Origin of the sequence: Xanthomonas sp. NCPPB 4037, assembly GCF_041475695.2 — a bacterium.
Lineage (GTDB): Bacteria > Pseudomonadota > Gammaproteobacteria > Xanthomonadales > Xanthomonadaceae > Xanthomonas > Xanthomonas campestris.
Genome location: NZ_CM191261.1, coordinates 3,216,160 through 3,241,107, shown reverse-complemented (window position 1 = coordinate 3,241,107; position 24,948 = coordinate 3,216,160). Strand labels below are relative to the sequence as shown.

Sequence of the window (24,948 nt, the reverse complement as noted above, 5' to 3'; positions counted from 1 at the left end):
CGGCCCACAAGCCGTCCTCAACCGTCTGCCACCGGGCAGCCCCATTCAGAGCCAGGCATGAAGATCGAAAAAGACAGCGTCGTCCGCTTCCATTACACCGTTTCCGAGCTCGGCCAGGAGCCGATCGAAAGTTCCAAGGAGCGCGACCCGTTGGCGATCCTGATCGGCCGCGGCAACATCATCCCGGGCCTGGAAGCGGCCATGATGGACAAGGAAGCCGGCGAGAGCTTCGGCGTCGACGTCAAGGCGACCGAGGCTTACGGCGAATACCGCGAAGGCCTGAGCCAGCGCGTGCCCAAGAAGCACTTCGGCGCCACCAAGCTGGTGCCGGGCACGCAGGTGGTGCTGCAGACCAACTTCGGCCCGCGTGCGGTGACGGTGCAGAAGGTCGGCATGAGCGTGGTCGATGTGGATCTCAACCACCCGATGGCCGGCAAGGACCTGCACTTCGACGTGGAAATCATCGAAGTGCGCGAAGCTACCCAGGAAGAGCGTGACCACGGCCATGTGCACGGCGACGGTGGTCACCACCACTGAGTCACCGCTGTGCATCCTGACGGCCCGCCTCTTCGGCGGGCCGTTTGCATTGTGCGACCTGCTGTGTCGCCTGCCGTTACGGGTTTCGATGACCGAGCGTTCTGTATTGTTGCCAATTGCCGCGACCGAGCGGATTGCGGTGCTGGATGTGCTGCGCGGTTTCGCGCTGCTGGGCATCTTGCTGATGAACATCGAAGGCTTCGTCGGCCCGCTGGACCTGGCGGTGACCGGCGTCGATCCGCACTGGCATGGCCTGGACCGCGTGGTCGATGCGCTGACTTATGTGTTTGTGCAGGGCAAGTTCTACACCTTGTTCTCGCTGTTGTTCGGCATGGGGTTTGCGGTGATGGCGCAACGCGCCCAGCAGGCGCAGCGCCCGTTCCTGGGCATGTATCTGCGCCGGAGTGCCGGCCTGCTGGTGATCGGTCTTGCCCATGCGGTGCTGCTGTGGTCGGGCGATGTGCTGGTGACCTATGCGCTGCTGGCGCTGCTGTTGCTGGCCACCCGCTCCGTGCCCACGGCCACGCTGCCGTGGTTTGCGGTGTTCGTGTACCTGTGTGCGCCGGGGTTGATCCTGCTCTATGGCGCGGTGGGCGCGCTGGCCCAGGCGGATCCCGCCGCCGCGGCCGAGTGGAACGTGGCGATGCGCGAGGTGGCGCAGCAGGCGGTGGCCAACGTGCAGGCGCAGCGCAGTGCGCTGGGCAGCGGCACCTATGTGCAGGCCACCGTGCAGCGTTGGCACGATCTGCGCGAGGCCTTGAGCGCGCTGACCATCAACGGCCCGGCCATGCTCGGGATGTTCCTGCTGGGTGGCTGGTTTGTGCGCAGCGGGGCGATTGCCGCGCCCGAGCGCTTTGTGGGTCTGTTCGGTTGGCTGCGTTACGGCGTGTTGCCACTGGGTCTGGCGTTGATGCTGGTGAGCTACCGGCTGGAGCCGTGGATGGACCCGGCCCGGCTGGATCCGCGGCTGTCGTTGGCGTTCGCGCTGGCACTGCTGGGCGGGGCGATGATGTGCCTGGGCTATGCGGCCTGGGTGATGCGTTTTGCAGCGCAGCTGCGCTGGCTGGCACCGGCCGGGCGCATGGCCTTGAGCAACTATCTGCTGCAGTCGCTGCTGTGTACGAGCATCTTCTACGGCTATGGCCTGGGCTATTTCGAACAGTTGCCACGTGCGTGGCAACCGCCATTTGCGCTGCTGCTCTTTGCAGTGCAGGTGGCCCTGAGCCACCTGTGGTTACGCTGGTTCCGCTTCGGTCCGGTGGAGTGGCTGTGGCGCTGCGTGACCTACCTGCAGGTGCCGCCACTGCGGCGTCATGCTGGCGCTGCGGGCTGACGCATGAGTAACGCACGCGTGGATGTGGTGGTGATCGGCGCCGGTGCAATCGGGCTGGCCACCGCGCGTGCGTTGGTCGGTGCCGGCCGGCAGGTGCAGGTGCTTGATGCCGGCGCAATCGGCGGGGCAACCTCGTATGGCAACTGCGGCACCATCACGCCCAGCCATGCGCCGCCGCTGGCAGCGCCGGGCATGCTTGGCCAGGCGCTGAAATGGATGTTCACGCCGGATGCGCCGCTGTACATCCCGCCGCGGCTGGATCCCACGCTGTGGCGTTGGTTATGGCGCTTTGCACGGCGCTGCAACCAGCGCGATTGGCGGGCCAGCGTGCAGGCGCGCGCTGCGCTGCTACACGATGCACGCCTGCGGCTTGCCCACTGGATCGAACGCGACGGGCTGGACTGCGAATTCCGCAGCGATGGCTTGGACTATGTATTCGGCGATGCGCGCAGGTTCGAACATTACCGTGCCGAATGCGCAGCGTTGGCGCAGTGGGGTATCCAGGCACAGGCCATCGACGGCGAAGACTATGTGCGGGACGACCCCGCCTTTCGCCAGGGGATTGCCGGCGCGATCCACTTCCCCGGCGATGCGCATCTGCGCCCCGAACGCTACACCGCCGAGCTGGCACGCGTGCTGCGCGCACGTGGCGGCGTGATCCAGGAACACTGCCGTGTGCACGCCGTGCGTCCGGATGCGCAGGGCGTGTGCCTGCACACCGCGCACGGACAACTGCATGCGCGCGAGGTGGTGATCGCCACCGGGCCGTGGTCGCCGCAACTTGCTGCACAACTGGGGCTACGGCTGCCGGTGCAGGCCGGCAAGGGGTATTCGATCACCTATAGCGCGCCGGCGCAGATGCCAAAACGCCCGGTGGTGCTGAAGGACCGTTGGGTGTTTGTGGTGCCATGGCGCGACCGCCTGCGGATCGGCAGCACCATGGAATTCTCCGGCCACAACAGCCAACTCAACGCGACACGCCTGGCCGCGCTGGAGCGCGCGGCAGCGCAATTCCTGCATGCGCCGAAAGGCCCTGTCGAAATCGAACGCTGGTATGGATGGCGCCCGATGACCTGGGACGATGTGCCGGTGTTGGGCGCGGTGCCGCGCAGTCCTCACGTCTGGCTCGCGGCCGGCCATGGCATGCTCGGCATCAGCATGAGTACTGCAAGTGGACAACTGATGGCCGACCTGATCACCGGGCGCGCACCCGCGCTGGACCCGCAGCCCTACCGCGCAGAGCGTTTCGCATGAGCGCACGTTACGACTACGACGTGGTGGTGCTGGGCGGTGGCTCCGGTGGTCTTGCCGCAGCGTTCCGCGCAGCCAAACATGGCGCGCGCGTGGCGATCATGGAGCCGGGCGAGCTCGGCGGAACCTGTGTCAATCTTGGCTGCGTGCCGAAGAAGGCGATGTGGTTGGCGGCCGATCTGGCGAGCAAGATCGAACTGGCCGGTGCACTCGGGTTTGATGTGGTGCGCCCAACCTTGACCTGGCAGGAATTGGTCACCCACCGGCAGGGCTACATCGGCAACATCCACGCCAGTTACCGGCGCCGCCTCGACGATGATGGTGTGGTGCTGATCCCGCAGCGTGGCGTGTTGCAGGACCGGCATACCTTGATGGGCGCCGACGGCGTGCCCGTCACTGGCGAGCACATCGTCATTGCCACAGGTGCGCATCCATTGCGCCCGCACGTGGAGGGCGCCGAGCATGGTCATGTGTCCGACGACTTCTTCAACCTCTGCCATGCGCCGGACCACGTGGCCATCGTGGGCGGCGGCTACATCGCGGTGGAGATTGCGGGGCTGTTGCAGGCGCTTGGTAGCCGCGTGCATCTGTTCGTGCAGGGCGAGCGGTTGCTGGAACGCTTCGACTCCGAACTCACGTTGCAGCTGGCCGATAACCTGCGCCATCTCGGCGTGCGCCTGCACTTCGGTTTCCGCACCACCGGTGTGCAGCGCGATGAGGCGGGCAAGCTGCGCATGCGTGGCCACAGTGCACATCCGGGCGAGCTGGGTAACGATGTCTTCGACCAGGTTTTCTTTGCGATTGGCCGCCGTGCCAATACCGCCGGGCTGGGCCTGGAAGCGCTCGGTGTGGAACTCGGCAAGAAGGGCGAAATCGTCGTGGACGACGGCCAGACCACCAGCGTGCCCAACATCCATGCAGTGGGCGATGTGGGCGGCAAGGTCGGGCTGACGCCGGTGGCGATCGCGGCCGGGCGCAAGTTGATGGATCGCCTGTTCGGTGGCCAGCCGGATGCGCGCATGGATTACGACAACGTGCCCAGCGTGGTGTTTTCGCACCCGCCGCTGGGTGCGGTGGGCCTCACCGAAGAGCAGGCGCGTGAGCGCTACGACGGTGCGGTGCGCGTGTACCGGAGTAATTTCCGCCCGATGCTGCACGCATTGGCCGATGCGCCGCAGCGCAGCGTGTTCAAGCTGGTGTGCGTGGGCGAGGAAGAGCGCGTGGTCGGCTTGCACCTGCTCGGAGAAAGCGCCGACGAGATGCTGCAGGGCTTTGCGGTGGCGGTCAAAATGGGCGCTACCAAGCGCGACTTCGACGAGACCGTGGCGATCCATCCCACCTCATCGGAAGAAATTGTGTTGATGCATTGAGCGCCGCATGTTGGCGGCATGCGTTTGCGGGTCCCGGCGTGGCAATCAGCGCAGATGTCAGGCCCGGCACGTTGTTGCTCTGCGCAAAGCTGCACGTCTCTCAGCAGCCAGCAAGGCGTTGTTGTCCGATGGTGTGTGGTGCCTGACCACACGAGCGCGCAGCTGGCCTAACGCGTACTGCATCCGAATGGCATCATTCGCGCATGCCATCCCGTCGCCCTTCCAGCACTCGTGTAGCCGGCTCGAACGCCGGTGACACATCCGCCGCGCGCGCTGCCGAGCAGGTTCGGCTGCGGATTCTGGACGTGATCCGCGCCATTCCCGCGGGCGAGGTTGCAGGCTACGGGGAAGTGGCGATGCGCGCGGGTCTGCCAGGGCGTGCGCGCCTGGTGGCTAAGCTGTTGAGCAGCAACCAGGATGCAGCGTTGCCCTGGCATCGGGTGCTGCGCAGCGACGGGCGCATCGCGCTGCCGGAGGGCTCTGCCGGCTACCAAGCGCAATGCCAGCGATTGCGTGCCGAAGGCGTGCCAGTGGAGCGGGGCAGGGTACGGCGTGCCACTGCAGCGCAACGGCTGGATGCGGCCGTGTGGGGTCCTTCATAAGCCTGCCGTTATGATGAGCGGCAGTCCCGAAGGATGCCGCCATGCTGCCCCAACTGCCGCCCGTCACCAAAGCCCTGCTGATCGCCAATCTCGGCATGTTCATCCTGCAATGGGCGCTGGGTGACCTGGGTGCCGGCCTGCTGCCGTCCGATGCTGCCCTGTCGCCACTAATGTTGTGGCCGCTCTCTAATGGCTTCGATGCGTTCTCGCCGGGTGCCAGTTTCATGCCGTGGCAGCTGCTGACCTATGCGTTCCTGCATGGCGGGTTCAACCATCTGTTCTTCAACATGCTGGCGCTTTTCATGTTTGGCGCGCCGCTGGAACAGACCTGGGGCCAGAAGCGATTCCTGACGTATTACCTGGTGTGCGTGGCCGGCGCCGGCGTGTGCCAGCTGCTGATGGCCTGGTTCACCCAGAGCGGGGCACCGGTGCTGGGCGCGTCGGGTGGTGTATTCGGCTTGTTGCTCGCCTACGGCATGCTGTTCCCGAACCAGCGGGTGATGCTGCTGTTTCCGCCGATCCCGATGAAGGCACGGACCTTCGTGATCGTGTTCGGTGCGATCGAGCTGCTGCTTGGCGCCACCGGTTGGCAGCCCGGCGTTGCCCACTTTGCGCACCTGGGCGGCATGCTGTTCGGGTGGCTGTTGATCCGCCACTGGCGCGGCCAGCCGCCGTTTGGTGGCAAGCGCGGCAAGGGGCGCAAGCCGCCGCTGCGTGTGGTGCGCTGAATCAAGCGACGCTATGCGCTGTGAACCTGTAGGAGCGGCCTTGGCCGCGATGGCCTGTTATCGGTAAGGCCCCATCGCGGCCAAGGCCGCTCCTACAAAGCGTGCTTGGCGGTGGTGAGCAACGCGACGGTTCAAACGCCAGACAAAAAAAGAGCGCGGATTCCGCGCTCTCTTCATTGCTGCCGATGATGCTTCGCGCTAACTCAGCGCCAGATCTTCAACTGGTCTGCATCCACGCGCTGCATCGGCTGGCCCGGCTTGCAGCTGAAGGTGGCACCGAACTCCGGCAGGTTGGACAGCGGGCCGTTGGTGCGCCACTGGCCAGGTGCACGGATGTCCGCACTGGCACGCTGCACCGCTTCGTTCGGTGACAGCTGCTGCGCCCACAGGCCGGCCCAGGCGGTGAAGAAGGCCTGCTTGTCGGCCTGCGTTGCCGCCGGCTGTGCCTTGCTGAAGGCCTGCCATGCCAGCTCCACGCCGGCCAGATCGGCCAGGTTTTCTTCGGCGGTCTGTGCGCCATTGACCTTGGCATTAGGCACGCCCGGATAGGCGTAGGCACCGTACTGGTTGGCCACCTTGCCGGTCAGCAGCGTCCAGCTGCTCTTTTCGGCGGGCGTCCACCAGCTGCGCAGTTCGCCCTTGGCATCGACCAGTGCGCCCTTGGCATCGATGGCGCGCGTCATTTCATGCGCCACCAGCGCGCCGTAGGCACCGTATTGCGCGGCCGGCGTGGCGCCGGTGCTCAAGACCGGCGGCTGCAGCACCGCAGCGGTGATGATCAGGCGGTTCTGTGCGATGTCGTAGGCCAGCGCCGGCTGCTGCGGCAGCACGTCCCAACGGCGGTCGGCGTTGCCCTTGCCGATGCGCTTCATTTCTTCGCGGTGACGCCAGGTGGAGGCGATCAGCATGTTGCCGCCGAAGCTGCCACGGCCCATCGGCTGCACGGTGTAGTCGAGGTCGCGGCGCGGTGCGCCCACTTCGATCTTCATGGCGCTCAGCTTGGCCTTGGCTTCGGCGATGACCTCGCCATTGCCCCAGCCGGTGCGCTCCAGCGCAGCCAGCTGCGCATCGCGGATCTGGTCGGCGATGGCTTCGGCCTGGCGGCGGGTGTCGCTGCTGAGGTAACGGCTCACGTACTCGCGGCCGAGCATCGGGCCGGCGGCCACGTTGATGGCATCGAGCACTTGCTGCCAGCGCTGCGGCGGCAACGCGTCGCCACGCAGCAAGCGGCCGCGGAACTGGTATTCGGCGTCATGGAAGCTCTTGGACAGGTACGGCGCCATGGCATCGCCCACGCGCCAGCGCAGGTAGGCTTTCCACTGCTCGGGCTTGATGCTGACGATCATGCTGTCGAGCTGCTTGAACATCGCCGGGTCGGCCATCGACACCAGGTCGTCCTTGACGCCCTGGGCCTCGAGGAAGTCGCCCAGGCGCAGGTTCTTGTACTGCTTGGTCAGGTCCTTGGTGGCGATCGGCGCGTAGTTGTTGAACGGGTTGTTGATGCCCTGCACGGACTGCGCGCTGCGTGCCAGTGCGGTTTCGATCTGCAACACGGAGGCCGCATCGGCATCGAGCTTGTCGGCAGGGGTGCCCGTCAGCGCCAGGATCTGCTTGACGTAGGCGCGGTAGCGGCCCATCAGCGCCTGGGTGTCGGCGTCGGTGCGGGTGTAGAACGCCGGATCCGGCATGCCCATGCCGCCCTGCATGAAGTAACCGATGTGGCGGTCGAGCGCCTTCAGGTCCACGTCCGGGCCGAAGTTGAAGCCGACCGGGATACCGACCTGGTGCAGCGCAGCGATCGAAGCGGGCACATCCTTGGCTTTCTTGATCGCATCGATGCGCGACAGCAACGGGGCGATGGGATTGGAGCCATCCTTTTCCACGGCGGCCTCATCCAGGCCGCTGGCCCAGAAGTCGCCGAGCAACTTCTGCACGTTGCCTTGCGGGCTGTTCATCGCCGCATCCAGCAGCTCGCGCTGCTGCTGCAGGGCACGGTCGGACAGCTGGCCCAGCGCGGTGACAGCGCCAGCCTGCGGCACCGGGTTGCTCTTGAGCCAACCGGCATTGGCGTAATCATAGAAATCGGTGCAGGCGGCCGGCACAGCCGGGGCCTTGGGGGCTGCCTTCTTCTTGCGAGCGGCGTCGGCGTCGGGGGCGGACAACAGCGTGATCAGGCTGAAGCCAAGAGCGAGGGCAAGCGGACGAATGGTGGGCATCGAGACGAAGGGTGGCCAGATTGAAGTCGGCGGAGTTTAGCAAGGCTGCGCCTCGCGCAGGCAGGCGGCAGCGGCCGTTCGTCCGTGCGAGCGCTCGCTGGCATGAACGCGACAGGCCCGCGGGTGCGGGCCTGTGCGTGATGCGTTGGTACTGGAAGCGATTGCAGGCGGTGCCTGCATCGAATCACCAGATCACCACGCGGTCTTTCTCAGGGCGCACCATTGCATCGCCCGGCTTGCAGGCGAAGGCGGTGGCGAACTGCGGCATGTTCGATGGTGATGCGATGGCGCGTAGCTTGGCTGGCGCGTGCGGGTCCGACGCCAGATAGACCATCTGTTGTTGATCACGGACGCGTTGACGCCAGCTGCGGGCGAAGGCAAGGAAAAAGCGCTGGTCGGGGCTATAGCCGTCGATGGCCTTGGCCCGTTCCGGATGCTGCTGCAAGGCGGTCTGCAACGCGTCATAGGCAACGTTGGTGCCGCCCAGGTCGGCGATGTTCTCGCCAAGGGTGAGTTTGCCGTTGACGTGCAGGGTCGGATGGCTGGGCAGGGGCGCATACGCATCGAACTGTTTGACCAACTGGTTGCTGCGTTGGTCGAACTTGCGCCGGTCGTCTGCCGTCCACCAGTTGACGTTGTTGCCTGCACCATCGAACTGGCTGCCCTGATCGTCGAACCCATGGGTGGCCTCGTGACCGATCACCGCGCCGATACCGCCGTAGTTCAACGCATCGTCGGCAGTGGCATCGAAATACGGAGGCTGCAGGATCGCCGCAGGAAAGTTGATCGAATTGGTCATCGGGTCGTAATACGCGTTGACCGTCTGCGGCGTCATCGACCAACGGCCGCGATCGGTGGGTTTGCCGATCTGCGCAATGTCGTAGCGATAATTGAACGTGTCCGCCGCCTGCAGGCTGCCGTAATAGTCGCCGGGTGTGATCTGCAACCCCGACCAGTCACGCCAGGTGTCCGGATAGCCGATCTTGGGCAGGAAGGTCTGCCACTTGGCCAAGGCTTTGGCCTTGGTCTCGGCACTCATCCAGTCGACCTGTTCGATACGTGTCTTGAGCGCCGCGCGAACGTTGTCGACCAGTTCGCTGGCGCGTTGCTTGGCATCTGGCGTGAACACCTTGGCCACATAGAGCTGCCCAACGCCTTCGCCCATTGCGCCGTTGACCGAACGCAGCACGCGCTTCCAGCGCGGCAGCTGCTCTGGCTGCCCGGACAGCGTCTTGCCATAGAACGCAAAGCGATTATCGGCAAATGCCTTGCTCAAGCGCGTGGATGCGTCATCGATCGCATGGAAGCGTAGGTAGGCCTGCCACTGCGCAATGGGCGCGCTGGCCAATGCCTGATCGAACGCGGCAAAAAACCGTGGCTGCGCGAGCGAGAAGCCGCTGCCGACCGGTACGCCTTGGGTGGCGAAAAAATCCTCCCACGGAAAGTGCGGAGTGAGCTTGTCCGCCTCGGCGAGGGTGACCAGGCGGTATTGGTTCTTTGGTTCACGCGCGTCCACGGGGGCCAGCGATGCGGCAGCCAGCCGCGTTTCGAGCGCAAGCACGTCGTTTGCCTGTGTCTTGGCCAGCGCGGCAGGGGTGCCGGTGAGTTCGAACGATTTGGCGATGTAGGCAAGGTAGGCTGCGCGGATCGGCGCGTGCTCCGCACCGGTGTAGTAGTCCTTGGTTGGCAGGCCAAGGCCACCTTCCTGTGTAAACGCAATCTGCTGGTCGGCATTGTGGAAATCTGCACCGGCACCGAACGCAAAGACCTGTGCGTCGCCTTCGCCATGCCGGCTGATGATGTAGGCAGCGACATCTTTGCCGGAGTGCAATGCGGCGATCTTGTCCAGCTGCGGCTGGATCGGCTTGGCACCGGCGGCTTCGATTGCGGCCTCGTCCATGCCGGACGCATACAGCGCGCCGATCTTTTGTTCCAGCGATGGGGCCTGTGTACCGGCCTGTTTCGCCGCGGCTTCAAGCAGCTCGCGTTGGATCAGCAGGCTTTTCTCGGTCAGGAGTTCGTCGATGCCCCAACTGGTGTGGTCGGCCGGAATCGGATTGGCCTTGGCCCAGGCGCCGTTAACGAACTCGTCCAGGTTCTGACACGCGCTGGCTGCAGGGCCCAGCTCGCTGATATCGAATGCGGGTGTGTTCGCTGCCGTGGCCGGCGGCGCGGCATGCGCCGCAGTTGCTGCTGATGCAGGGGCGCTCTCTGCATCTGAGGTGCGCTTGCAGCCGGGCAGGGCCACCAGCAGGGCCAGGGCAAGGGTGGAGGTCTTGAGCAAGGGCATGTCTGGCATCAGCGAGGAGATGGATGCCGAGCATAAGCGGACGCGGCCTTGCGAACGCCGGGATTGAGGTTTGTTGAGCTTGGTCGGGCGATAGCGGTTCACGAAGCGCATCCAGTGACTGGATGCTGCAATGGCAATCAATGTCAGTGCTGTACAAGCGCTTGTCTTGAGCGTGCCTGGTAAAGCACTCCCGAGCGCGTTGCAGCGAGGTTGGTTGCCGAAGTGACGTGCCGACTTTCAATTGAGGCATTTGCACTGCCAGCGCGGAATAACGAGGTTGCACGCCCGCCAACGGCGCCACAGCACGCATAAAAAAAGCGGCGACTCGAAGATCGCCGCTTTCTCTTAACACGGTTGCGCGATTACCAGATCACCACCTGCTGATCGCCTTGACGCACCATCGCATCGCCCGCCTTGCACGAGAATGCGGCGGCAAATGCCGGCATGTTCGACGGCGCGCCGATGGCGCGGAAGTTGGCCGGCGCGTGCGGGTCGGTCTTCAGGCGCACCACCAATTCTTCCGGGGTAAAGTTACGACGCCACACCGTGGCCCAGTTGAGGAAGAAGCGCTGGTCGCGGGTGATGCCGTCGCTCTTGGGGTCGTCCTTGCCGGCGGTGGCGGTCTTCATTGCGTCATAGGCAGTGTTGAGGCCGCCCAGATCGGCGATGTTCTCGCCCAGGGTCAGGTCGCCCTTGACCTTGTCGCCTGCCGGCGTGCGGTAGCTGTCGAACTGTGCCACCAGTTTGCCGGTGCGTGCCTTGAACGCGTCCAGATCCTTCTGCGTCCACCAGCCCGGATCGGCGATGAAGTTGCCATCGGCACCGAAGCGGCTGCCCTGGTCGTCGTAACCGTGGGTCATCTCATGCCCGATCACCGCACCGATGCCGCCGTAGTTCATTTCCTCCGGTGCATTCGGGTCAAAGAACGGCGGCTGCAGGATGGCCGCCGGGAACACGATCTCGTTCTGCAGCGGGTTGTAGTACGCGTTGACGGTCTGCGGGCTCATGCCCCATTCGGTCTTGTCCACCGGCTTGCCGATCTTGGACAGGTTCCACTTGTAGTTGAACTCCGATGCCGCCATCACGTTGCCCAGGTAGCTATCACGGCTGGTGCTCAGGCCGTTCCATTCACGCCACTTTTCCGGGTAGCCGATCTTGGGCGTGAAGCTTTCCCACTTGGCGATCGCCTTGGCCTTGGTCTCCGGGCTCATCCAGTCGAGCTTTTCGATGCGCGCCTTCAGTGCGGTGCGCAGGTTGGTCACCAGGGTTTCCATCTTGGCCTTGGAATCGCCCGGGAAGGCGACCTTGACGTACATCTGGCCCAGCGTTTCGCCAGCCTGGCTGTTGATGGTGGCCAGCACGCGCTTCCAGCGCGGCTTGATTTCCTTCTGGCCACGCATGGTCTTGTTGTAGAACGCGAAGCTCTCATCCACGAACGGCTGGCTCAGGTACGGCGATGCACCGTCGACGGTGTGGAAGCGCAGGTAGGCGCGCCAGATGGCCGGGTCGGTGTCGGCGATCATCTTGCTCACTTCCTGATGGAAGGCCGGGATTGCCAGCGAGAACATCTCCGGCGTGGCCACGCCCTGCGACTTGAAGAACTCGGTCCACGACCAGTTCGGGGTCAGCTTGTCGGCATCGGCGGGCGAGATCGGGTTATAGGCCAGCGAGGCATCGCGCGACATCTGCGTGCTGGTCTTGGAGACCTTGGCCAGGCGGGTTTCGAACGCGACGACCTGCTTGGCCTGCGCGGTGGCATCGGCGGCGGCAACGCCAGACAGTTCCAGCACCTTGGCCACGTGCGCCTGGTAGGCGTCCAGCTTGGCCTTGTTGCCGGCGCTGGTGTAGTACTCCGGGTCCGGCAGACCCAGGCCGCCCTGCATCGCATAGGCGATGTTCTGGCTGGACTTCTTGAAGTCCGCTTCCGCGCCGAAGCTGAAGAGCTCGTTGTTGCCCTTGGCCGCGCTGCTGCGCAGATAGTCGACCAGCTTGGCCTGGTCGCTGATGGCGTCGATGGCGGCCAGGTCCGGCTTCAGCGGCTCGATGCCCTGGGCGTTGATCTTGGCTTCGTCCATGCCGGTGGACCACAGGTCGCCGACGATCTTTTCGACGCCGGTGGCACCGGTGTCTGCAGCGGCCTGTTCGGCCAGCTGCTGCTGGATCGCGTTGGAGCGCTCGTCGAGCATTTCGAACGCGCCCCAGCTGGTGCGGTCGCCCGGCACCGGGTTGGCAGCCAGGAACTTGGCGTTGGCGTAGGCGTTCAGATCGGTACAGGCATTGCCGTTGGGATCCAGATCGGCAGCAGTGAACTGATTCACCGCCGGCAGCTTGCTTTGGTCCAGGGTCAGCGTCTTGGGTGCGGCGGCCGCGCTGGCAGCGGCATCAGGCGCGGTGGCCGGTGCGGCGTCTTCGGGCTTCTTGCAGCCGCTCAGCGCGGCGGCGACGGCCAGGGACAGCGTCAATAGATGAGGGGTACGAATCACAAAGGCTCCAGGAGCAACAGTCAATTGGGAAGCCCCGTCACAGCGGAGCCGTGGCGGCACTCTACCTTTCTGTATGACAGCACGCATGGTGTCGAAGGTCATGGGTGGGCAATGTCCAGATCGGCTGGCCCTTCGTGACCGGGGGCAGCCCTCGTGCGCAAGGCGATGCACGGCCGGCGTCCGGTGGTTTGGTTCTGCGTTGTGGCGTGGGCGCGTATTGGTGCTCATTGGCCTGACCGTCGCGTGCGGTGACCTGGTGGCACCCTTGATCGCGATGAGCGCCTGAATGGTCCAGCTGCGCGCGCGGTGCTATATACACGCGCATGCCTACCGCTTCCGCACCGTTGGATGCACTGATCATCGGCGCCGGCCACAACGGCCTGGTGTGTGCCGCCTACCTGGCCAAGGCGGGCAAACGGGTGCTGGTACTGGAGGCGCGCGATGTAGTCGGCGGCGCGGCAGTCACCGAAGAGTTTCATCCCGGGTTTCGCAACTCGGTGGCGGCCTACACGGTCTCGTTGCTGCAGCCCAAGGTCATTGCCGATCTCGCCCTGGAGCAGCACGGTTTGCAGGTGGTTGCGCGCCGTATCAACAACTTCCTGCCGCTGCCCAATGGCGAGTATCTGTTGGCCGGCGCGGGCCGAACCGCGGTGGAAGTAGCCAAATTTTCCGCACGCGACGCCGCTGCACTGCCAGCTTACGAGGCGCGCCTGGAACAGCTGGCCGATGTCTTGCGTGCGTTGGCTTTAGAGCCACCGCCCGATGTCACCGAGGGGGGCTGGCTGCGCGCGCTGCCGCAGCTGTGGCGCGCCGGCAAGGTGGGGCTGCAGCTAAAGGAATTACCGCTCGCGTTGCGGCAGGACCTGCTCGACCTGTTCACCATTTCCGCAGCCGACTATCTGGATCGCTGGTTCGAAAGCGCGCCGATCAAGGCGCTCTTCGGCTTCGATGGCATTGTCGGCAACTACGCCAGCCCTTACGCGCCAGGCACGGCGTACGTGTTGTTGCATCACGTGTTCGGGCAGAGCAACGGCGTCAAGGGCGCATGGGGCCACGCCATCGGCGGCATGGGCGCGATCACCCAGGCGATGGCAGCCAGTGCGCGCGAGGATGGTGTGGAAATCCGCACTGGCTGCGCGGTGGAGCGCGTGCTGGTGGAGCAGGGGCGTGCAACAGGTGTGGTGACTGCCGAAGGCGAGACGATTCGCGCCCGCAACGTGGTCGCGAACGTCAATCCGAAATTGCTCTATCAGCGGCTGATGCGATCGGAAGATGTGCCTGCAGCAACGCTTGAACGCATGGCGCATTACCGTTGCGGATCGGGCACGTTTCGCATGAATGTCGCGCTCTCGCAGCTGCCGGACTTCACTGCGCTCCCCGGCGCTGGCGATCATCTGACTGCCGGCATCATCCTCGCGCCCAGCCTGGACTACATGGACCGTGCCTGGCAGGACGCGCGCGCGTTCGGCTGGTCGCGCGCGCCGGTGGTGGAATTGCTAATTCCCAGCACCCTGGATACCAGTCTGGCGCCTGCCGGCCAGCATGTGGCCAGCCTGTTCTGTCAGCACGTAGCCCCGGTATTGCCGGACGGACGGCACTGGGATGACCACCGTGAGGAAGTGGCCGACCTGATGATCGCCACGGTGGAGCAGTACGCACCGGGATTCGCCGCATCGGTGCTCGGCCGCCAGGTGCTGTCTCCGCTCGACCTGGAACGCATCTTCGGCCTGGTTGGCGGCGATATCTTCCACGGCGCACTCAATCTCAATCAGCTGTTTTCCGCACGCCCGATGTTGGGGCAGGGCGGCTACCGCGGCGCCGTCCCCGGGCTCTACCTGTGTGGATCGGGCACGCATCCCGGCGGTGGGGTGACGGGAGCGCCTGGGCATAATGCGGCGCGGGTGATTTTGGGGCATTGATAGTTGCGAGTTGCAGCACCCCAAAAAAAGAAGGCTCCGGAAACCGGAGCCTTGGAGAGGTCTCAACTGCCCGGAGCGTCGATGACGCTCCGGGTTTGTTGCGCTATCAGAAGTCGTAAGACGCGGAGAGACGCAGGTAGCGCGGCGTGTTGTAGCTGTAGTCCTGCAAACCGATGCCATACGTATTGGATACAAGGCCCGGGTCGGTCTCATAGACGCCATCAACACGGTTCGCGCTGCGATCGTTCAACACATTGAAGATCTGTAGACCAACGGCCAGCTTGTGGTCTGCAAACGACGGACGATAGGTCACGCCAAGATCCACATTCTTGATCCAGGGCGTGCGGCCTGCGTCGCCAGGATTGGAAGGCTGACCGCCGCAGTAATGATAGGCGGAGCCATAGCTGATCGGATCCTGCCCATTCTCAAAGTACCCAAGGCATGTTCTTGGCGTACCGGACATCACGCGCAGCGTTGCCGATGCCATCCACTCCGGGCTGATCTGATAAGCACCAAAGGCCTTGAGTTGGTGGCGACGATCATTGGCGAGGCTTCCACCGGCGTAATACATCAGTGCTGCAGCATCCCAGTCCTGTGTCTTGGACACGTCCGCCTGACCAAGATCCGACTTCACCTGACCTTCGGTGTTGCCGTAGCTGTGCGACCAGGTGTAATCGACGCGGCCATACCATTTTTCGTCGAACGGGTGTTCCAGGAACAGGTCGACCGAGACATAACTACGCTTGGCCTTATCGGTGAAACCCCAGTCCTGCTGCGACATTTGCACCTGCGTGTAGCCGGAGCCGTCGGCATTAGCCAAGCTATAGGTGTTGGTTTTCCCGGGATTGAACATGACGCAGCCAGGAATATCGACTGCATCTGGATTTCCACCCGTGGCGACGAGCTTGTCGGCAATCCTCGCGGTGTCGCAGACGTCGTCGATCGCGCTCTGCAGCTTGCGATATGTGAACTTGGCGCCCGAGTTCCAGCTTTCGCCCAAGGTCTTCTCGAAGCCAAGGATGAATTCGTCCTGGTATTGCGACTTCAGGTCGGTGGGCGCGAAGGCATTCGGATCAGGTGCCTGCCCGTATTCGCCATTGGAGGAGACCGGGCCGGGACCGATGGGCGCTAGGCCGGTTGGTTCGCCATTGGCGTCGATGCCCGTATAGGTGAAGTACTCATCTGTATAGGTCGAAGCCGAGGCACCACGAACTGCAACGCTGTTGGGAAGGGCAAGATAATAACGACCCAGATTGGCAAACACCTTCAGAGAGGAATCGCCAAAGACATCCCAGCTTGCGCCAAAACGGGGCGCCCACTGGTCGCCACTGTCGACATATTCGACATGATCACTGTTGTAGTTGGTGAACTGGTCGTTACGGATACCGAGTGTTAACAGCCACTTGTCGTTGACCTGCCAACGATCCTCAAGGTAATACGCCTTTTGCTCAACGGCCATGCTGGTTGTGGTCGTGAAAATGCGCTGCTGTGCGTAGTAACCGTCCGACCCAGGCCCCGTGGCACCGACCCCGAGACCGGGCCGCACGGCGGTCTGCTCATCGGCCGCTCGTCCGTATATCCACTGGTAGCCAGGGCCCGTGGTGCGGACGCCTTCGTCATAGGCGTTGAAGTACATGTTATCCACGCCTGCGGTCAGGTCGTGGTCGCCCAGCCGATAGTTCAGCTCCAGCCTCAGGCTGCGGGTCTTGTTGATTGGATCGTCAGCCTTCGCCCGATTGGTCGCCTGATTGTTGCGAATTGGCGTGCCACCGGTAATTGCCGGATTCTGGCTCGTCACACTTCCGAGGAACGGCAAGTCAGAAACGAAGGGATTGAACTGCTGATTGTGCTGCGTGCTGCGGCCCCAGGTCGCGTTCAAGGTCAAGTCATCGGTAATGTAGCCGGTGTACTTGAAGATGTCGTAGGTGTCTTTGATTTTAAATGTGTCGGGGAACGTCCCGGTCGGGCCACCACGGACTAGGCCGTCGTAGTCGAAGCTGGTGTAGGCACCACTGCGCCGGTCAGTGTTCTGAATTCGGGTGTACTCAACGATGTTGTTGTCGTTGATATTCCAGTCCAATTTTCCGTAGAACTTCGGCGTGCTGTACTCGTAGTTGTTGCGGGCCTGGATGGAGTCACTGCTCGCATTGGTGCTGACGCCGTCAACCTTTTCGGACTCGCCTGCCACAAAGATAAACAGGCGATCTTCGATCAGAGGGCCGCCCGCGTAAGCGCTGTAGACGGTACGCGTCTGCGTGTTGTCCTTTCCAGCCCGATACAGCGTGCCCGGCTGATCAGGTGTGTCGTAGTCGTATCCAGCAGGCAGCGTGGCATTCGGAAACCACACATCGCCCCGCGAACTCGCCAGCGAGTCGGGTTCCCAGACAGACTGGACACCGAAATGCCACTCGTTGGTGCCGCGCTTACCGAGCTGATTGATCACGCCGCCAGTCGAGCGACCGTATTTTGCGCTGTAACCACCGGTGTAGGTTTCCTGCTGGTCGATCGCACCGTATGGCAAGCTAACGCCGCCGAGATTGCTGAATGGATTGCTGACATTGAAGCCATTGATGTAATAGGCATTTTCGGTGACGCCCGAGCCGCCGAACGACACCACCGAGCGGGAACCGTTATTGAATGCACCAGCGCCCGACACTGCGCCGGGAGCGAGCAATGCGATCGCTTCCGCACTCCGTCCCAACGGCAGGGTCGCCAGCTGTTCGGAAGTAATCACCGAACGCGATGTGGTAGAGCTGACATCGATCTTCGGCGCATTGGCGGCGGTCACCGTGATCGCGCCGAGCGTCGTGGCGTCGGCAGTACTTGGGCTGCCGGCATCCGCAAACGACACTTCTGTGCCGGAACCGACGCGCAACTGCACGTTCTTGCGGGTATCGACGACCTGATCACCGCGCTTGAGGGTGACGGTGTAGGCGCCCACCGGCAACGAACCTAGGTTGTAGCGGCCATTCGCATCGATGGTGATGGTGCGGCTGAGGCCGGTATCGCTTTGCACAACGATAGTGCTGCCGGCCTCGCTGGGGGCGCTGCCGTAGATGCTGCCGGTGGTGCTCTGCGCATACACCGCGCCGTTGGCTAGGCACGCACCGAGCACGACAGCGAGAGCGGTGCGCTTGAGGACCTGGCGACGAAATTGATTGCTCATTCCTAACCTTTGAACTGGGAAATCGGGGAAGTGGCGGTCACCGAAGAGTCAGATGGCCTTAACCCGAACGTAATGAATCTGTGCCCGCCGTTGCAATAGCTATCAACGGTTCATTAATGAAATGACGGACATCCGCGTTGAAAGTGCGGAAGTCAGCACAATTTGGTGCCAGTTCGCACAATGCATGACGATTGGCGTCAGTGAATTCATCTTCGTAATCTCTTCAGATAACAGCCGATTAATGTGAGATCCAGCAGCTATTGGTTTCAGTAAAAACCAATAAGTACTGCAATAGGTTTCGAAAGAAACTAAAAAGGCCCCGTCAAGCGGGGCCTTCCGGTGCTGCGGCTAATGCCAGCACTTAGAACTTTACAGTTGTCCCCAGGTAGAAGAACCGGCCCACGTTGTCGTACAGCGCGGAAGTAAAGTCCGAGCCGAAGTAGTTACGCGGCGGGTCCTTGTCGAAGGCGTTGTCGATGCCGAGATACACATCGATCTTCGAGCCGGGGAACTGATAACCGAACTGGAAGTTGTGGTACGTGTACGAACCGTTGCGGATCGGGCTGGCCGAACCGGGGTTGCTGTTGTAGCTCTCTGGTGTGACGCGCAGGTTGCCGTCCACGTAGTTCATGTCCCACGAGGCGCGCCATTCGTTCCAGTTGTACTTGGTCTGGAACTGCGCGCGCCAGCGCGGGTCGGTCACGTAGGTCACGTACTCGTCGTACTCTTCCGGGAAATCCTGGAACACCCATTCGCGCGACTGGATCAGCCGCGTGCCGACCAGGCGCAACACGGTGTTGCCTTCGCCCAGCTGGAAGCGGTAGTCCATTTCCAGATCCACGCCGACACGACGCGAGCGCGCCAGGTTTTCGTTGAGCGCCTGCCACCCGATGATGCTGTGTTCGGGATAGATCCGGCCTTGCGGGTCGGTGAAGCCACCCAGCGGTGCGCGCTGCACGAAGCCGCAGAAGCTGTTGTTGATGCCGCCCGGGTTGTCCACGCAACGCGTGGCATTGGTTTCGGCCGTCACCGAGCCAATCGCGTCCTGCAGGTCGATGCGCCAGTAGTCAACCGACATGCCGAAACCTTCGAAGAACTCCGGCTGCCACACCAAGCCGTACGACAGGCTGCGCGCGCGTTCCGGCTTCAACTCCGGATTGCCGCCGCTCACGCCGGGGCGGTTGGCGGTGTAGGTATCGATCCAGCCCACCGGAACGCCCAAGGCGCTGCAATTAGCCTGGCGTAGCGCCACATCGCCGGCGGTGCCGGGACGATTGCTGTTGCTGGAGAGGTAATTGCAGGGGTCATTGATGGTGGCGAAGTTTTCGCTCTGCGAGTCGTACAGCTCACCGATGCTGGGCGCGCGCACCGCCTGGGCCAGCGTGCCGCGCAGACGCAGCGACGGGATGATGGTCCAGTCCAGACCAATGTTCCAGGTCTTGGTCGAGCCGATGCTGCTGTAGTCCGAATAGCGGCCGGCCAGATCCAGTGCGAGCCGATCCACGCCGGGCAAACCCGCCAGCAGCGGAATGGTGCTCTCCACGAACACTTCCCGCACGGTGTACTCGCCGCCGCTGTTCGGGATGGCGTTGAGGAAGGTCACGCCCGATGCGGCCAGCGGATCGGTGATTTCTTCGCTCTGTTCCTTGCGGTATTCCACGCCACCGGCGATGCCGATGTCACCGGCCGGCAGCGACAGCATGTTGCTGTTGGCCACCGAGGCGCTGAAGACCGTCTGCTGGATCTTGGCTTGCGAGCGGGCGATGGTGTTGAACCATGCTGCTGCTTCCGGGCTTACCGCGCCGTTGCCGAACACGCTGAAGGGCACGCAGCCTTCGCGGGCCAGCGCCGAATACACGCGATTGGTGTTGGGGTTAATGGCGGTGGGATCGAGCGTGGTACGGCACACGATATTGCCGCTGGCGTCACGTGCCGCATCGATACCGGCCTGCCAGCGCTCGTTGATGCGGTTGTTGAGGTTCTGGCGGTCAACCGTGGTCTTGCCGTAGTTGGCGGAAACGTCGTAAGTCCAGTTGTCGGTGAAGTTACCTTCGGCGCCGAGCACTGCACGATAGGTCTTGCGTTCGATGTTTTCGCCGCGCCGACCGGCATCGACGTTGAAGCGATTCATCAGGATCTGCGTGGCACCGCGTGAATCCATCAGCGCACCCAGTTCGGGACTGACATACGGGTTCTGCCGACGCACGCGCAGCGAGCTGTCGAAGGCGGGCTGGCCGAAGAATTCCGAATCGGTCTCGCTGTACTTGCCTTCGAAGAACAGGCGATGATTCTCGCTGAGCTCGAAGTTGACCATCGTGTTGACGCTCTTGCGATCGAAGCCGGGCTGCAAATCGGCCACGGCGTTGAGGTCGGCAAAGTCGCAATCCACGCACGAGGTGTTGCTCACCACGGTGCCGTCATAACGATTACGGCGGAACGTGCCGTCTTCATTGAACAGGTAGCGGTTGCCGTAGCTGGCCGGGTTGCGGAAATCGAAGGTGCCCAGGTTGAAGGTGCCGCCATAGCTGGTGGAATGGTTGCCACCGGGGCCGCTGAGCACGTTCTGCGGGTTGCGTTCGCTGGGCGGACGGGTCGGGTCGTAGGCGGGGTTGGGCACCGTCACCAGGTACTCGCGGCCGATGGCGCGGTTGCCGCGACCAAAGCGATCCTGCTTGCTGTATTCGCCGGAAACGGCGATGTTGCCGCGCCCACCGGCAAAGTCGGTGCCTGCCGAGAAACTGGCGAAGGAGCGGTTGTAGTTGCCTTCGTCGGCCAGGCCGGTCTGCGCGCGGGTTTCAAAGCCGGTGAACGATTTCTTGAGGATGAAATTCACCACGCCCGCCACCGCGTCAGCGCCGTACACCGCCGAGGCGCCGCCGGTAATGACTTCCACGCGCTCGACCCATTCCACCGGAATGGTGTTGACGTCGACCGCGGTGGAGCCCGGGCTGGAACCCACATGGCGACGACCGTTGACCAGCACCAGCGTGCGATCCACGCCCATGCCGCGCAGGTCGAGCAGGCCCAGGCCCGCGGTGCCGATGAAGCGGGTGGAGTTGCCCAGCGTGTAGCTCGGCGCCAACGCCGGCATGCGTGCCATCAGGTCGCTGATGGTGGTGGCACCGGTGGCGCGGATTTCTTCGGCGGTGATCGCGGTGACCGGCGAGGGGGTGACAAAGCCGGTACGCGCGATGCGCGAGCCGGTGACGGTCACCTTGTCCAGATCGGTGGTGTCCGGGGCAACGCCATTTTCAGACTGTGCAAGCGCCTGGCCTGCGGGGACGACCAGCACGGCGAGCAGCGCCGCGCTCAAACGGTGACGACGGGTACGGTGCAGAGAACGACTCGACATGCCTTGCGGATCCTCGCTGGGTTGATGCGACGGCCGCGCTCGCTGAGCGCCGGCTGAACTGATTTTCGAACGTAACAATTCCTTAATCGTGTGTCCACCTTTGTGAAATATGTCGCGCGTTGACACGGATGAGGCGGCCGGCTCAGCAGGGCAAGGCACCACAAATCGCTCAAGCAACAGCGGCTGCGCCGTACACTTGGCGGTCCATGGCGGATCGCGCCGGCCGTTGTTGCCGCTGGGCGTCGTCGACTTCAGTTGGGTAAGGCAATGAGCAGAAAAATCACACGCGCAGCGCCAACTGCGCAGCCGAGGCGCCGCGCATGAGTACCGAGCGCAGGATCGCCGCGCACGCGGTGCAGGGCGCCCTTGCGCCGCACGCGCGCATCCGCAACGTGATTGCGGTGGGCTCGGGCAAGGGCGGGGTGGGCAAGTCCACCACCGCGGTCAATCTGGCGCTGGCGCTCCACCAGCAGGGCGCGCGGGTTGGTGTGCTCGACGCGGACATCTACGGGCCGAGCGTGCCGGCGATGCTGGGGTTGAGCGGCAAGCCCGACAGCCCGGACAACAAGTCGATCGAGCCATTGCGCGCGTTCGGCATCGAGGCGATGTCGATCGGCCTGCTGGTCGACCAGGACACGCCGATGATCTGGCGCGGCCCGATGGCCACCTCGGCGTTGACCCAGCTCTTCAACGACACGCTGTGGGACGACCTGGATTACCTGCTGATCGATCTGCCGCCAGGCACCGGCGACATCCAGCTCACCTTGTCGCAGAAGATCCCGGTGGCCGGTGCGGTGATCGTCACCACGCCGCAGGACATCGCCACGCTGGATGCGCGCAAGGCGCTGAAGATGTTCGAAAAGGTCGAAGTGCCGGTGCTGGGCATCGTCGAGAACATGGCGGTGCACACCTGTTCCAACTGCGGGCATCGCGAACATCTGTTCGGCGAAGGCGGCGGCGAGCGCATGGCCGCGCAGTACGGCGTGCCGCTGCTGGGGTCGCTGCCCCTGGATATCGGCATCCGCGAGCAGGGCGATGCGGGCCAGCCGATCGTGATCGCCGCGCCGCAATCGGCAGCCGCGCAGGCCTATCTGGCGGCGGCTTCGCGGCTGTCGGAGGAGCTGGGCAAGCGCCCCCGCGCCAGCATCCCGATCTCCGCCTCGCTGCTGTAATCGCCAAGCGGGCGGTGACCGCGCACGCTAGACTTTGCCGCCCTTCGCGCGGGCCGCTCGGCCCGCCGCCTTCCGTCTTCAAGGAACACCGCATGAGCATCAAGAGCGACCGCTGGATCAAGCGCATGGCCGAGCAGCACGCGATGATCGAGCCGTTCGAGCCCGGCCAGATCAAGCACGACGCCGCCGGCCAGCGCATCGTCAGCTTCGGCACCTCCAGCTACGGCTACGACGTGCGCTGCTCGCGCGAGTTCAAGATCTTCACCAACATCAACTCGACGATCGTCGACCCGAAGCACTTCGACCCGGGCAGCTTCGTCGATATCGAGTCGGACGTCTGCATCATTCCGCCGAACAGCTTTGCGCTGGCACGCACGGTCGAATACTTCCGCATTCCGCGCGACACCCTGGTGGTGTGCCTGGGCAAGAGCACCTACGCGCGCTGCGGCATCATCGTCAACGTGACGCCGCTGGAGCCGGAGTGGGAAGGCCACGTCACGCTGGAATTCAGCAACACCACGCCGCTGCCTGCACGCATCTACGCCAACGAAGGCGTGGCGCAAATGCTGTTTTTCCAGTCCGATGAGGTGTGCGAAACCTCGTACAAGGACCGAGGCGGCAAGTACCAGGGCCAGACCGGCGTGACCTTGCCGCGCACGTGAGTTGCGGGCGTGGCCGTGGCCTTCAGCAGATCGTGGTCGTCCTCTCGCGGTAGCGCAACAGTTGGCGCACGCCGGCAGCGACCAGGAACGCCGGCCACCAGGTCGCGATCAGGCCGCCCAGGTCCATGCTGTCAGGCCGAGGTTGTTCAGCAGGAACAGGGTGCCCAGGGTGATCAGGAACAGGGCGGGAATCAGGCGGCTGTGCATGGCGGCGTCCTCGTTGGGTGTGCGGCCATGCTGCGCGCGACTGCCCCGCCAATCAGGTGCCGGAAGTCAACAGTTGCGGGTGACAGTCGTCATGTCGGGCTGCTGCCGAATGCGCAGTGATCGCAACTGATCATCAAAACGCGCGGGATTAGTGCAGCGGCGATGTAGTAGACGCCGTACCTCAGAAGCATAGTGGTGGATCAAAGCGCGTCATCGAATGCGCGCGGCCCCCTTATCCACCCCCCTCCCTTCTGCCGAGAAGAGAGGGGGGTGTTTCCACCCGGCTGAACTGCGACGCGAGTCATCGGCGCGGAGACACCGCTGTTACGAATCCCCAATCCCAACTCCCCAATCCCGGCCCAACCTACTTGCCCCGCCCGAACAACATCCCCACGCCGCAAGCGACCAGCGCGGCCGGCCACCAGGTGGCGATCAACCGGCCCAGGCTGAGATTGGTCCAGCCCAGGTTATTGGCCAGGAACAGCAGGCCGACGAGGATCAGGATCAGCGCGGCAACGACATTGGATTTCATGCGGAAGGCTGGTTGAAAGACGGGCGCCTATCGTAGCCGTTGCGCCCATGCCGCGACACGCTCCTGCAGTGCATCGGGCGCAAACCGGTGCGCGCTGCCGCTGCCCCACACCGGCCCGGGCCAGGCCGCATCGCCGGGATGGCGGCCGACCAGGTGCACGTGCAGCTGGCGCACGATGTTGCCCAGCGCGCCGATATTGAGCTTGCTCACCTGCGGCTCGACCCGCAGCAGCTGCGAGAGCTGGTTGATCTCCGCCAGCAACAGACGCTGCTGGCCGCCATCCAGGTCGATCCACTCGCTGACCTCGGCCACCCGCGGCACCAGCACCAGCCACGGGAAGCGGGTGTCGTCCATCAGCCGCACCTGCGACAGCGGGCCGTCGGCGACGAAGACGCTGTCGGCGGCCAGCCGCGCATCCAGTTCAAAGGCGCCCGTGGCGGGCGCATTCGAGACGGGGGCGCTCATCCCAGGTGGGCGTCGAAGAAGCCCAGGGTGCGCTCCAGCGCGCGCTCGGCGCTGTCGGCGTCGTAGTGGTTGGGATCGATGCTGCGGTTGAAGGCGTGGCCGGTCGGATACACGAAGGTTTCCATCTGCGGCAGCTTCTCGCGGTGGGCCTGGATCGCCTCGGGCGGAATGCTGGTATCGCGCTCGCCGAAGTGGAACATCACCGGCGCCTTGGGGGTTTCGTCCAGCAACTGGGTGTTGCGGCCGCCGTAGTAGCTCACCGAGGGCAGGCCCAGGCGGATTGCCGACAGCAGCGCCACCGAGCCGCCCCAGCAATAGCCCACCGTGCCGACCTTGCCGGCGCGGCTGAGCAGGGTGGCGGCGGATTTGACCACCTCCACCGCGCGCTCCAGGCCGACTGCATTGGCCAGCGCCAGGCCGCGTTGCAGGCTTTCCTGGTCGTATGGCAGCTGCACGTCCTTTTCTTCCAGATCGAAGAAGGCCGGCGCCAGGACTTCGTAGCCGCGTGCGGCGTAATCATCTGCCACCGCGCGGATATGTTCGTTGACGCCGAAGATCTCCTGGATCACCACCAGGCCGCCGCGCGGGCTGGTGGTCGGAGTGGCGTGCCAGGCGGCGACCTGGCCGTCGGGGGTGTCGAGCGTGGTCCAGTGACCCATGGGA

At 63.9% G+C, this 24,948-nt stretch carries 17 protein-coding genes and 1 pseudogene; 9 read left to right on the top strand and 9 right to left on the bottom strand.

Features of this window, described 5'->3' with window-relative positions; translation table 11 throughout:
* The first annotated feature begins 57 nt into the window (after positions 1-57).
* The 6 genes from ACCQ01_RS14495 to ACCQ01_RS14470 all read left to right on the top strand — a co-directional run bounded on the left by ACCQ01_RS14495 (position 58) and on the right by ACCQ01_RS14470 (position 5,821).
* Positions 58-537, top strand: a complete 480-nt coding sequence (locus ACCQ01_RS14495) for an FKBP-type peptidyl-prolyl cis-trans isomerase (RefSeq protein ID WP_228431764.1) — start codon at positions 58-60, stop codon at positions 535-537.
* Positions 538-625: 88 nt separating this feature from the next.
* Positions 626-1,870 carry a DUF418 domain-containing protein gene (locus ACCQ01_RS14490; protein ID WP_228431765.1) on the top strand — a complete coding sequence of 415 codons (1,245 nt, stop codon included), beginning with the start codon at positions 626-628 and terminating at the stop codon, positions 1,868-1,870.
* 3 nt (positions 1,871-1,873) lie between these two features.
* On the top strand, positions 1,874-3,124 hold the full coding sequence (locus ACCQ01_RS14485) for an NAD(P)/FAD-dependent oxidoreductase (protein WP_228431766.1): 1,251 nt from the start codon (positions 1,874-1,876) through the stop codon (positions 3,122-3,124).
* Positions 3,121-4,491 carry a glutathione-disulfide reductase gene (gorA, locus tag ACCQ01_RS14480; protein ID WP_228431767.1) on the top strand — a complete coding sequence of 457 codons (1,371 nt, stop codon included), beginning with the start codon at positions 3,121-3,123 and terminating at the stop codon, positions 4,489-4,491. Before ACCQ01_RS14485 ends, gorA begins: the two co-directional genes overlap by 4 nt.
* A gap of 203 nt (positions 4,492-4,694) precedes the next feature.
* Positions 4,695-5,093, top strand: coding sequence for an MGMT family protein (locus tag ACCQ01_RS14475; RefSeq protein WP_228431768.1), 399 nt, complete (start codon positions 4,695-4,697; stop codon positions 5,091-5,093).
* A gap of 44 nt (positions 5,094-5,137) precedes the next feature.
* Positions 5,138-5,821: a rhomboid family intramembrane serine protease gene (locus ACCQ01_RS14470; RefSeq protein WP_029216918.1), complete on the top strand. Its 684-nt coding sequence runs from the start codon at positions 5,138-5,140 to the stop codon at positions 5,819-5,821.
* Between the two features lie 203 nt (positions 5,822-6,024).
* On the opposite strand, the gene ACCQ01_RS14465 is transcribed toward ACCQ01_RS14470, so the two are convergent.
* From ACCQ01_RS14465 to ACCQ01_RS14455, 3 genes are all read right to left on the bottom strand, one after another.
* Positions 6,025-8,037 carry a M13 family metallopeptidase gene (locus ACCQ01_RS14465; RefSeq protein ID WP_228431769.1) on the bottom strand — a complete coding sequence of 671 codons (2,013 nt, stop codon included), beginning with the start codon at positions 8,035-8,037 and terminating at the stop codon, positions 6,025-6,027.
* Positions 8,038-8,221: 184 nt separating this feature from the next.
* Complete coding sequence (locus tag ACCQ01_RS14460) at positions 8,222-10,327, bottom strand: M13 family metallopeptidase (RefSeq protein ID WP_228431825.1); 2,106 nt, start codon at positions 10,325-10,327, stop codon at positions 8,222-8,224.
* A gap of 362 nt (positions 10,328-10,689) precedes the next feature.
* Positions 10,690-12,789, bottom strand: coding sequence for a M13 family metallopeptidase (locus tag ACCQ01_RS14455; protein WP_228431826.1), 2,100 nt, complete (start codon positions 12,787-12,789; stop codon positions 10,690-10,692).
* 344 nt (positions 12,790-13,133) lie between these two features.
* On the opposite strand from ACCQ01_RS14455, the gene ACCQ01_RS14450 reads away from it, so the two are divergent.
* Positions 13,134-14,729 carry a phytoene desaturase family protein gene (locus ACCQ01_RS14450; RefSeq protein ID WP_228431770.1) on the top strand — a complete coding sequence of 532 codons (1,596 nt, stop codon included), beginning with the start codon at positions 13,134-13,136 and terminating at the stop codon, positions 14,727-14,729.
* A gap of 106 nt (positions 14,730-14,835) precedes the next feature.
* Here ACCQ01_RS14450 and ACCQ01_RS14445 read toward each other — a convergent pair whose 3' ends face one another.
* Both ACCQ01_RS14445 and ACCQ01_RS14440 read right to left on the bottom strand, forming a co-directional pair.
* The gene (locus ACCQ01_RS14445) at positions 14,836-17,895 is read right to left on the bottom strand and encodes a TonB-dependent receptor (RefSeq protein WP_228431771.1); all 3,060 of its coding nucleotides are present in this window, start codon (positions 17,893-17,895) and stop codon (positions 14,836-14,838) included.
* Between the two features lie 361 nt (positions 17,896-18,256).
* Positions 18,257-21,247, bottom strand: coding sequence for a TonB-dependent receptor plug domain-containing protein (locus ACCQ01_RS14440; protein ID WP_228431772.1), 2,991 nt, complete (start codon positions 21,245-21,247; stop codon positions 18,257-18,259).
* 320 nt (positions 21,248-21,567) lie between these two features.
* Here ACCQ01_RS14440 and apbC point away from each other — a divergent pair, with 320 nt between their 5' ends.
* Together apbC and dcd are read left to right on the top strand one after the other, a co-directional pair.
* Positions 21,568-22,419 (top strand): iron-sulfur cluster carrier protein ApbC, encoded by an 852-nt coding sequence (apbC, locus tag ACCQ01_RS14435; RefSeq protein ID WP_228431773.1) that lies wholly within the window; start codon positions 21,568-21,570, stop codon positions 22,417-22,419.
* A gap of 92 nt (positions 22,420-22,511) precedes the next feature.
* Positions 22,512-23,081 (top strand): dCTP deaminase, encoded by a 570-nt coding sequence (gene dcd / locus ACCQ01_RS14430; RefSeq protein WP_010366727.1) that lies wholly within the window; start codon positions 22,512-22,514, stop codon positions 23,079-23,081.
* Positions 23,082-23,103: 22 nt separating this feature from the next.
* Here the strand turns inward: dcd and ACCQ01_RS14425 are convergent.
* The 4 genes and pseudogenes from ACCQ01_RS14425 to ACCQ01_RS14410 all read right to left on the bottom strand — a co-directional run bounded on the left by ACCQ01_RS14425 (position 23,104) and on the right by ACCQ01_RS14410 (position 24,944).
* Positions 23,104-23,288, bottom strand: a pseudogene (locus ACCQ01_RS14425) (LiaI-LiaF-like domain-containing protein).
* A gap of 364 nt (positions 23,289-23,652) precedes the next feature.
* Complete coding sequence (locus tag ACCQ01_RS14420; RefSeq protein WP_042598366.1) at positions 23,653-23,820, bottom strand: LiaI-LiaF-like domain-containing protein; 168 nt, start codon at positions 23,818-23,820, stop codon at positions 23,653-23,655.
* Between the two features lie 27 nt (positions 23,821-23,847).
* Positions 23,848-24,285 (bottom strand): HIT family protein, encoded by a 438-nt coding sequence (locus ACCQ01_RS14415; RefSeq protein ID WP_228431774.1) that lies wholly within the window; start codon positions 24,283-24,285, stop codon positions 23,848-23,850.
* Positions 24,282-24,944 (bottom strand): dienelactone hydrolase family protein, encoded by a 663-nt coding sequence (locus tag ACCQ01_RS14410; protein WP_228431775.1) that lies wholly within the window; start codon positions 24,942-24,944, stop codon positions 24,282-24,284. The genes ACCQ01_RS14415 and ACCQ01_RS14410 overlap by 4 nt, the downstream gene beginning before the upstream one ends.
* Positions 24,945-24,948: the final 4 nt, after the last annotated feature.

Excerpts from the sequence above, each read along its gene's own strand:
- ACCQ01_RS14495 (WP_228431764.1), top strand. The coding sequence starts at position 58 with ATGAAGATCGAAAAAGACAGCGTCGTCCGCTTCCATTACACCGTTTCC.
- ACCQ01_RS14490 (WP_228431765.1), top strand. The coding sequence starts at position 626 with ATGACCGAGCGTTCTGTATTGTTGCCAATTGCCGCGACCGAGCGGATT.
- ACCQ01_RS14485 (WP_228431766.1), top strand. The coding sequence starts at position 1,874 with ATGAGTAACGCACGCGTGGATGTGGTGGTGATCGGCGCCGGTGCAATC.
- gorA (WP_228431767.1), top strand. The coding sequence starts at position 3,121 with ATGAGCGCACGTTACGACTACGACGTGGTGGTGCTGGGCGGTGGCTCC.
- ACCQ01_RS14475 (WP_228431768.1), top strand. The coding sequence starts at position 4,695 with ATGCCATCCCGTCGCCCTTCCAGCACTCGTGTAGCCGGCTCGAACGCC.
- ACCQ01_RS14465 (WP_228431769.1), bottom strand. The coding sequence starts at position 8,037 with ATGCCCACCATTCGTCCGCTTGCCCTCGCTCTTGGCTTCAGCCTGATC.
- ACCQ01_RS14460 (WP_228431825.1), bottom strand. The coding sequence starts at position 10,327 with ATGCCCTTGCTCAAGACCTCCACCCTTGCCCTGGCCCTGCTGGTGGCC.
- ACCQ01_RS14450 (WP_228431770.1), top strand. The coding sequence starts at position 13,134 with ATGCCTACCGCTTCCGCACCGTTGGATGCACTGATCATCGGCGCCGGC.
- ACCQ01_RS14445 (WP_228431771.1), bottom strand. The coding sequence starts at position 17,895 with ATGAGCAATCAATTTCGTCGCCAGGTCCTCAAGCGCACCGCTCTCGCT.
- ACCQ01_RS14440 (WP_228431772.1), bottom strand. The coding sequence starts at position 21,247 with ATGTCGAGTCGTTCTCTGCACCGTACCCGTCGTCACCGTTTGAGCGCG.
- apbC (WP_228431773.1), top strand. The coding sequence starts at position 21,568 with ATGAGTACCGAGCGCAGGATCGCCGCGCACGCGGTGCAGGGCGCCCTT.
- dcd (WP_010366727.1), top strand. The coding sequence starts at position 22,512 with ATGAGCATCAAGAGCGACCGCTGGATCAAGCGCATGGCCGAGCAGCAC.
- ACCQ01_RS14420 (WP_042598366.1), bottom strand. The coding sequence starts at position 23,820 with ATGAAATCCAATGTCGTTGCCGCGCTGATCCTGATCCTCGTCGGCCTG.
- ACCQ01_RS14415 (WP_228431774.1), bottom strand. The coding sequence starts at position 24,285 with ATGAGCGCCCCCGTCTCGAATGCGCCCGCCACGGGCGCCTTTGAACTG.
- ACCQ01_RS14410 (WP_228431775.1), bottom strand. The coding sequence starts at position 24,944 with ATGGGTCACTGGACCACGCTCGACACCCCCGACGGCCAGGTCGCCGCC.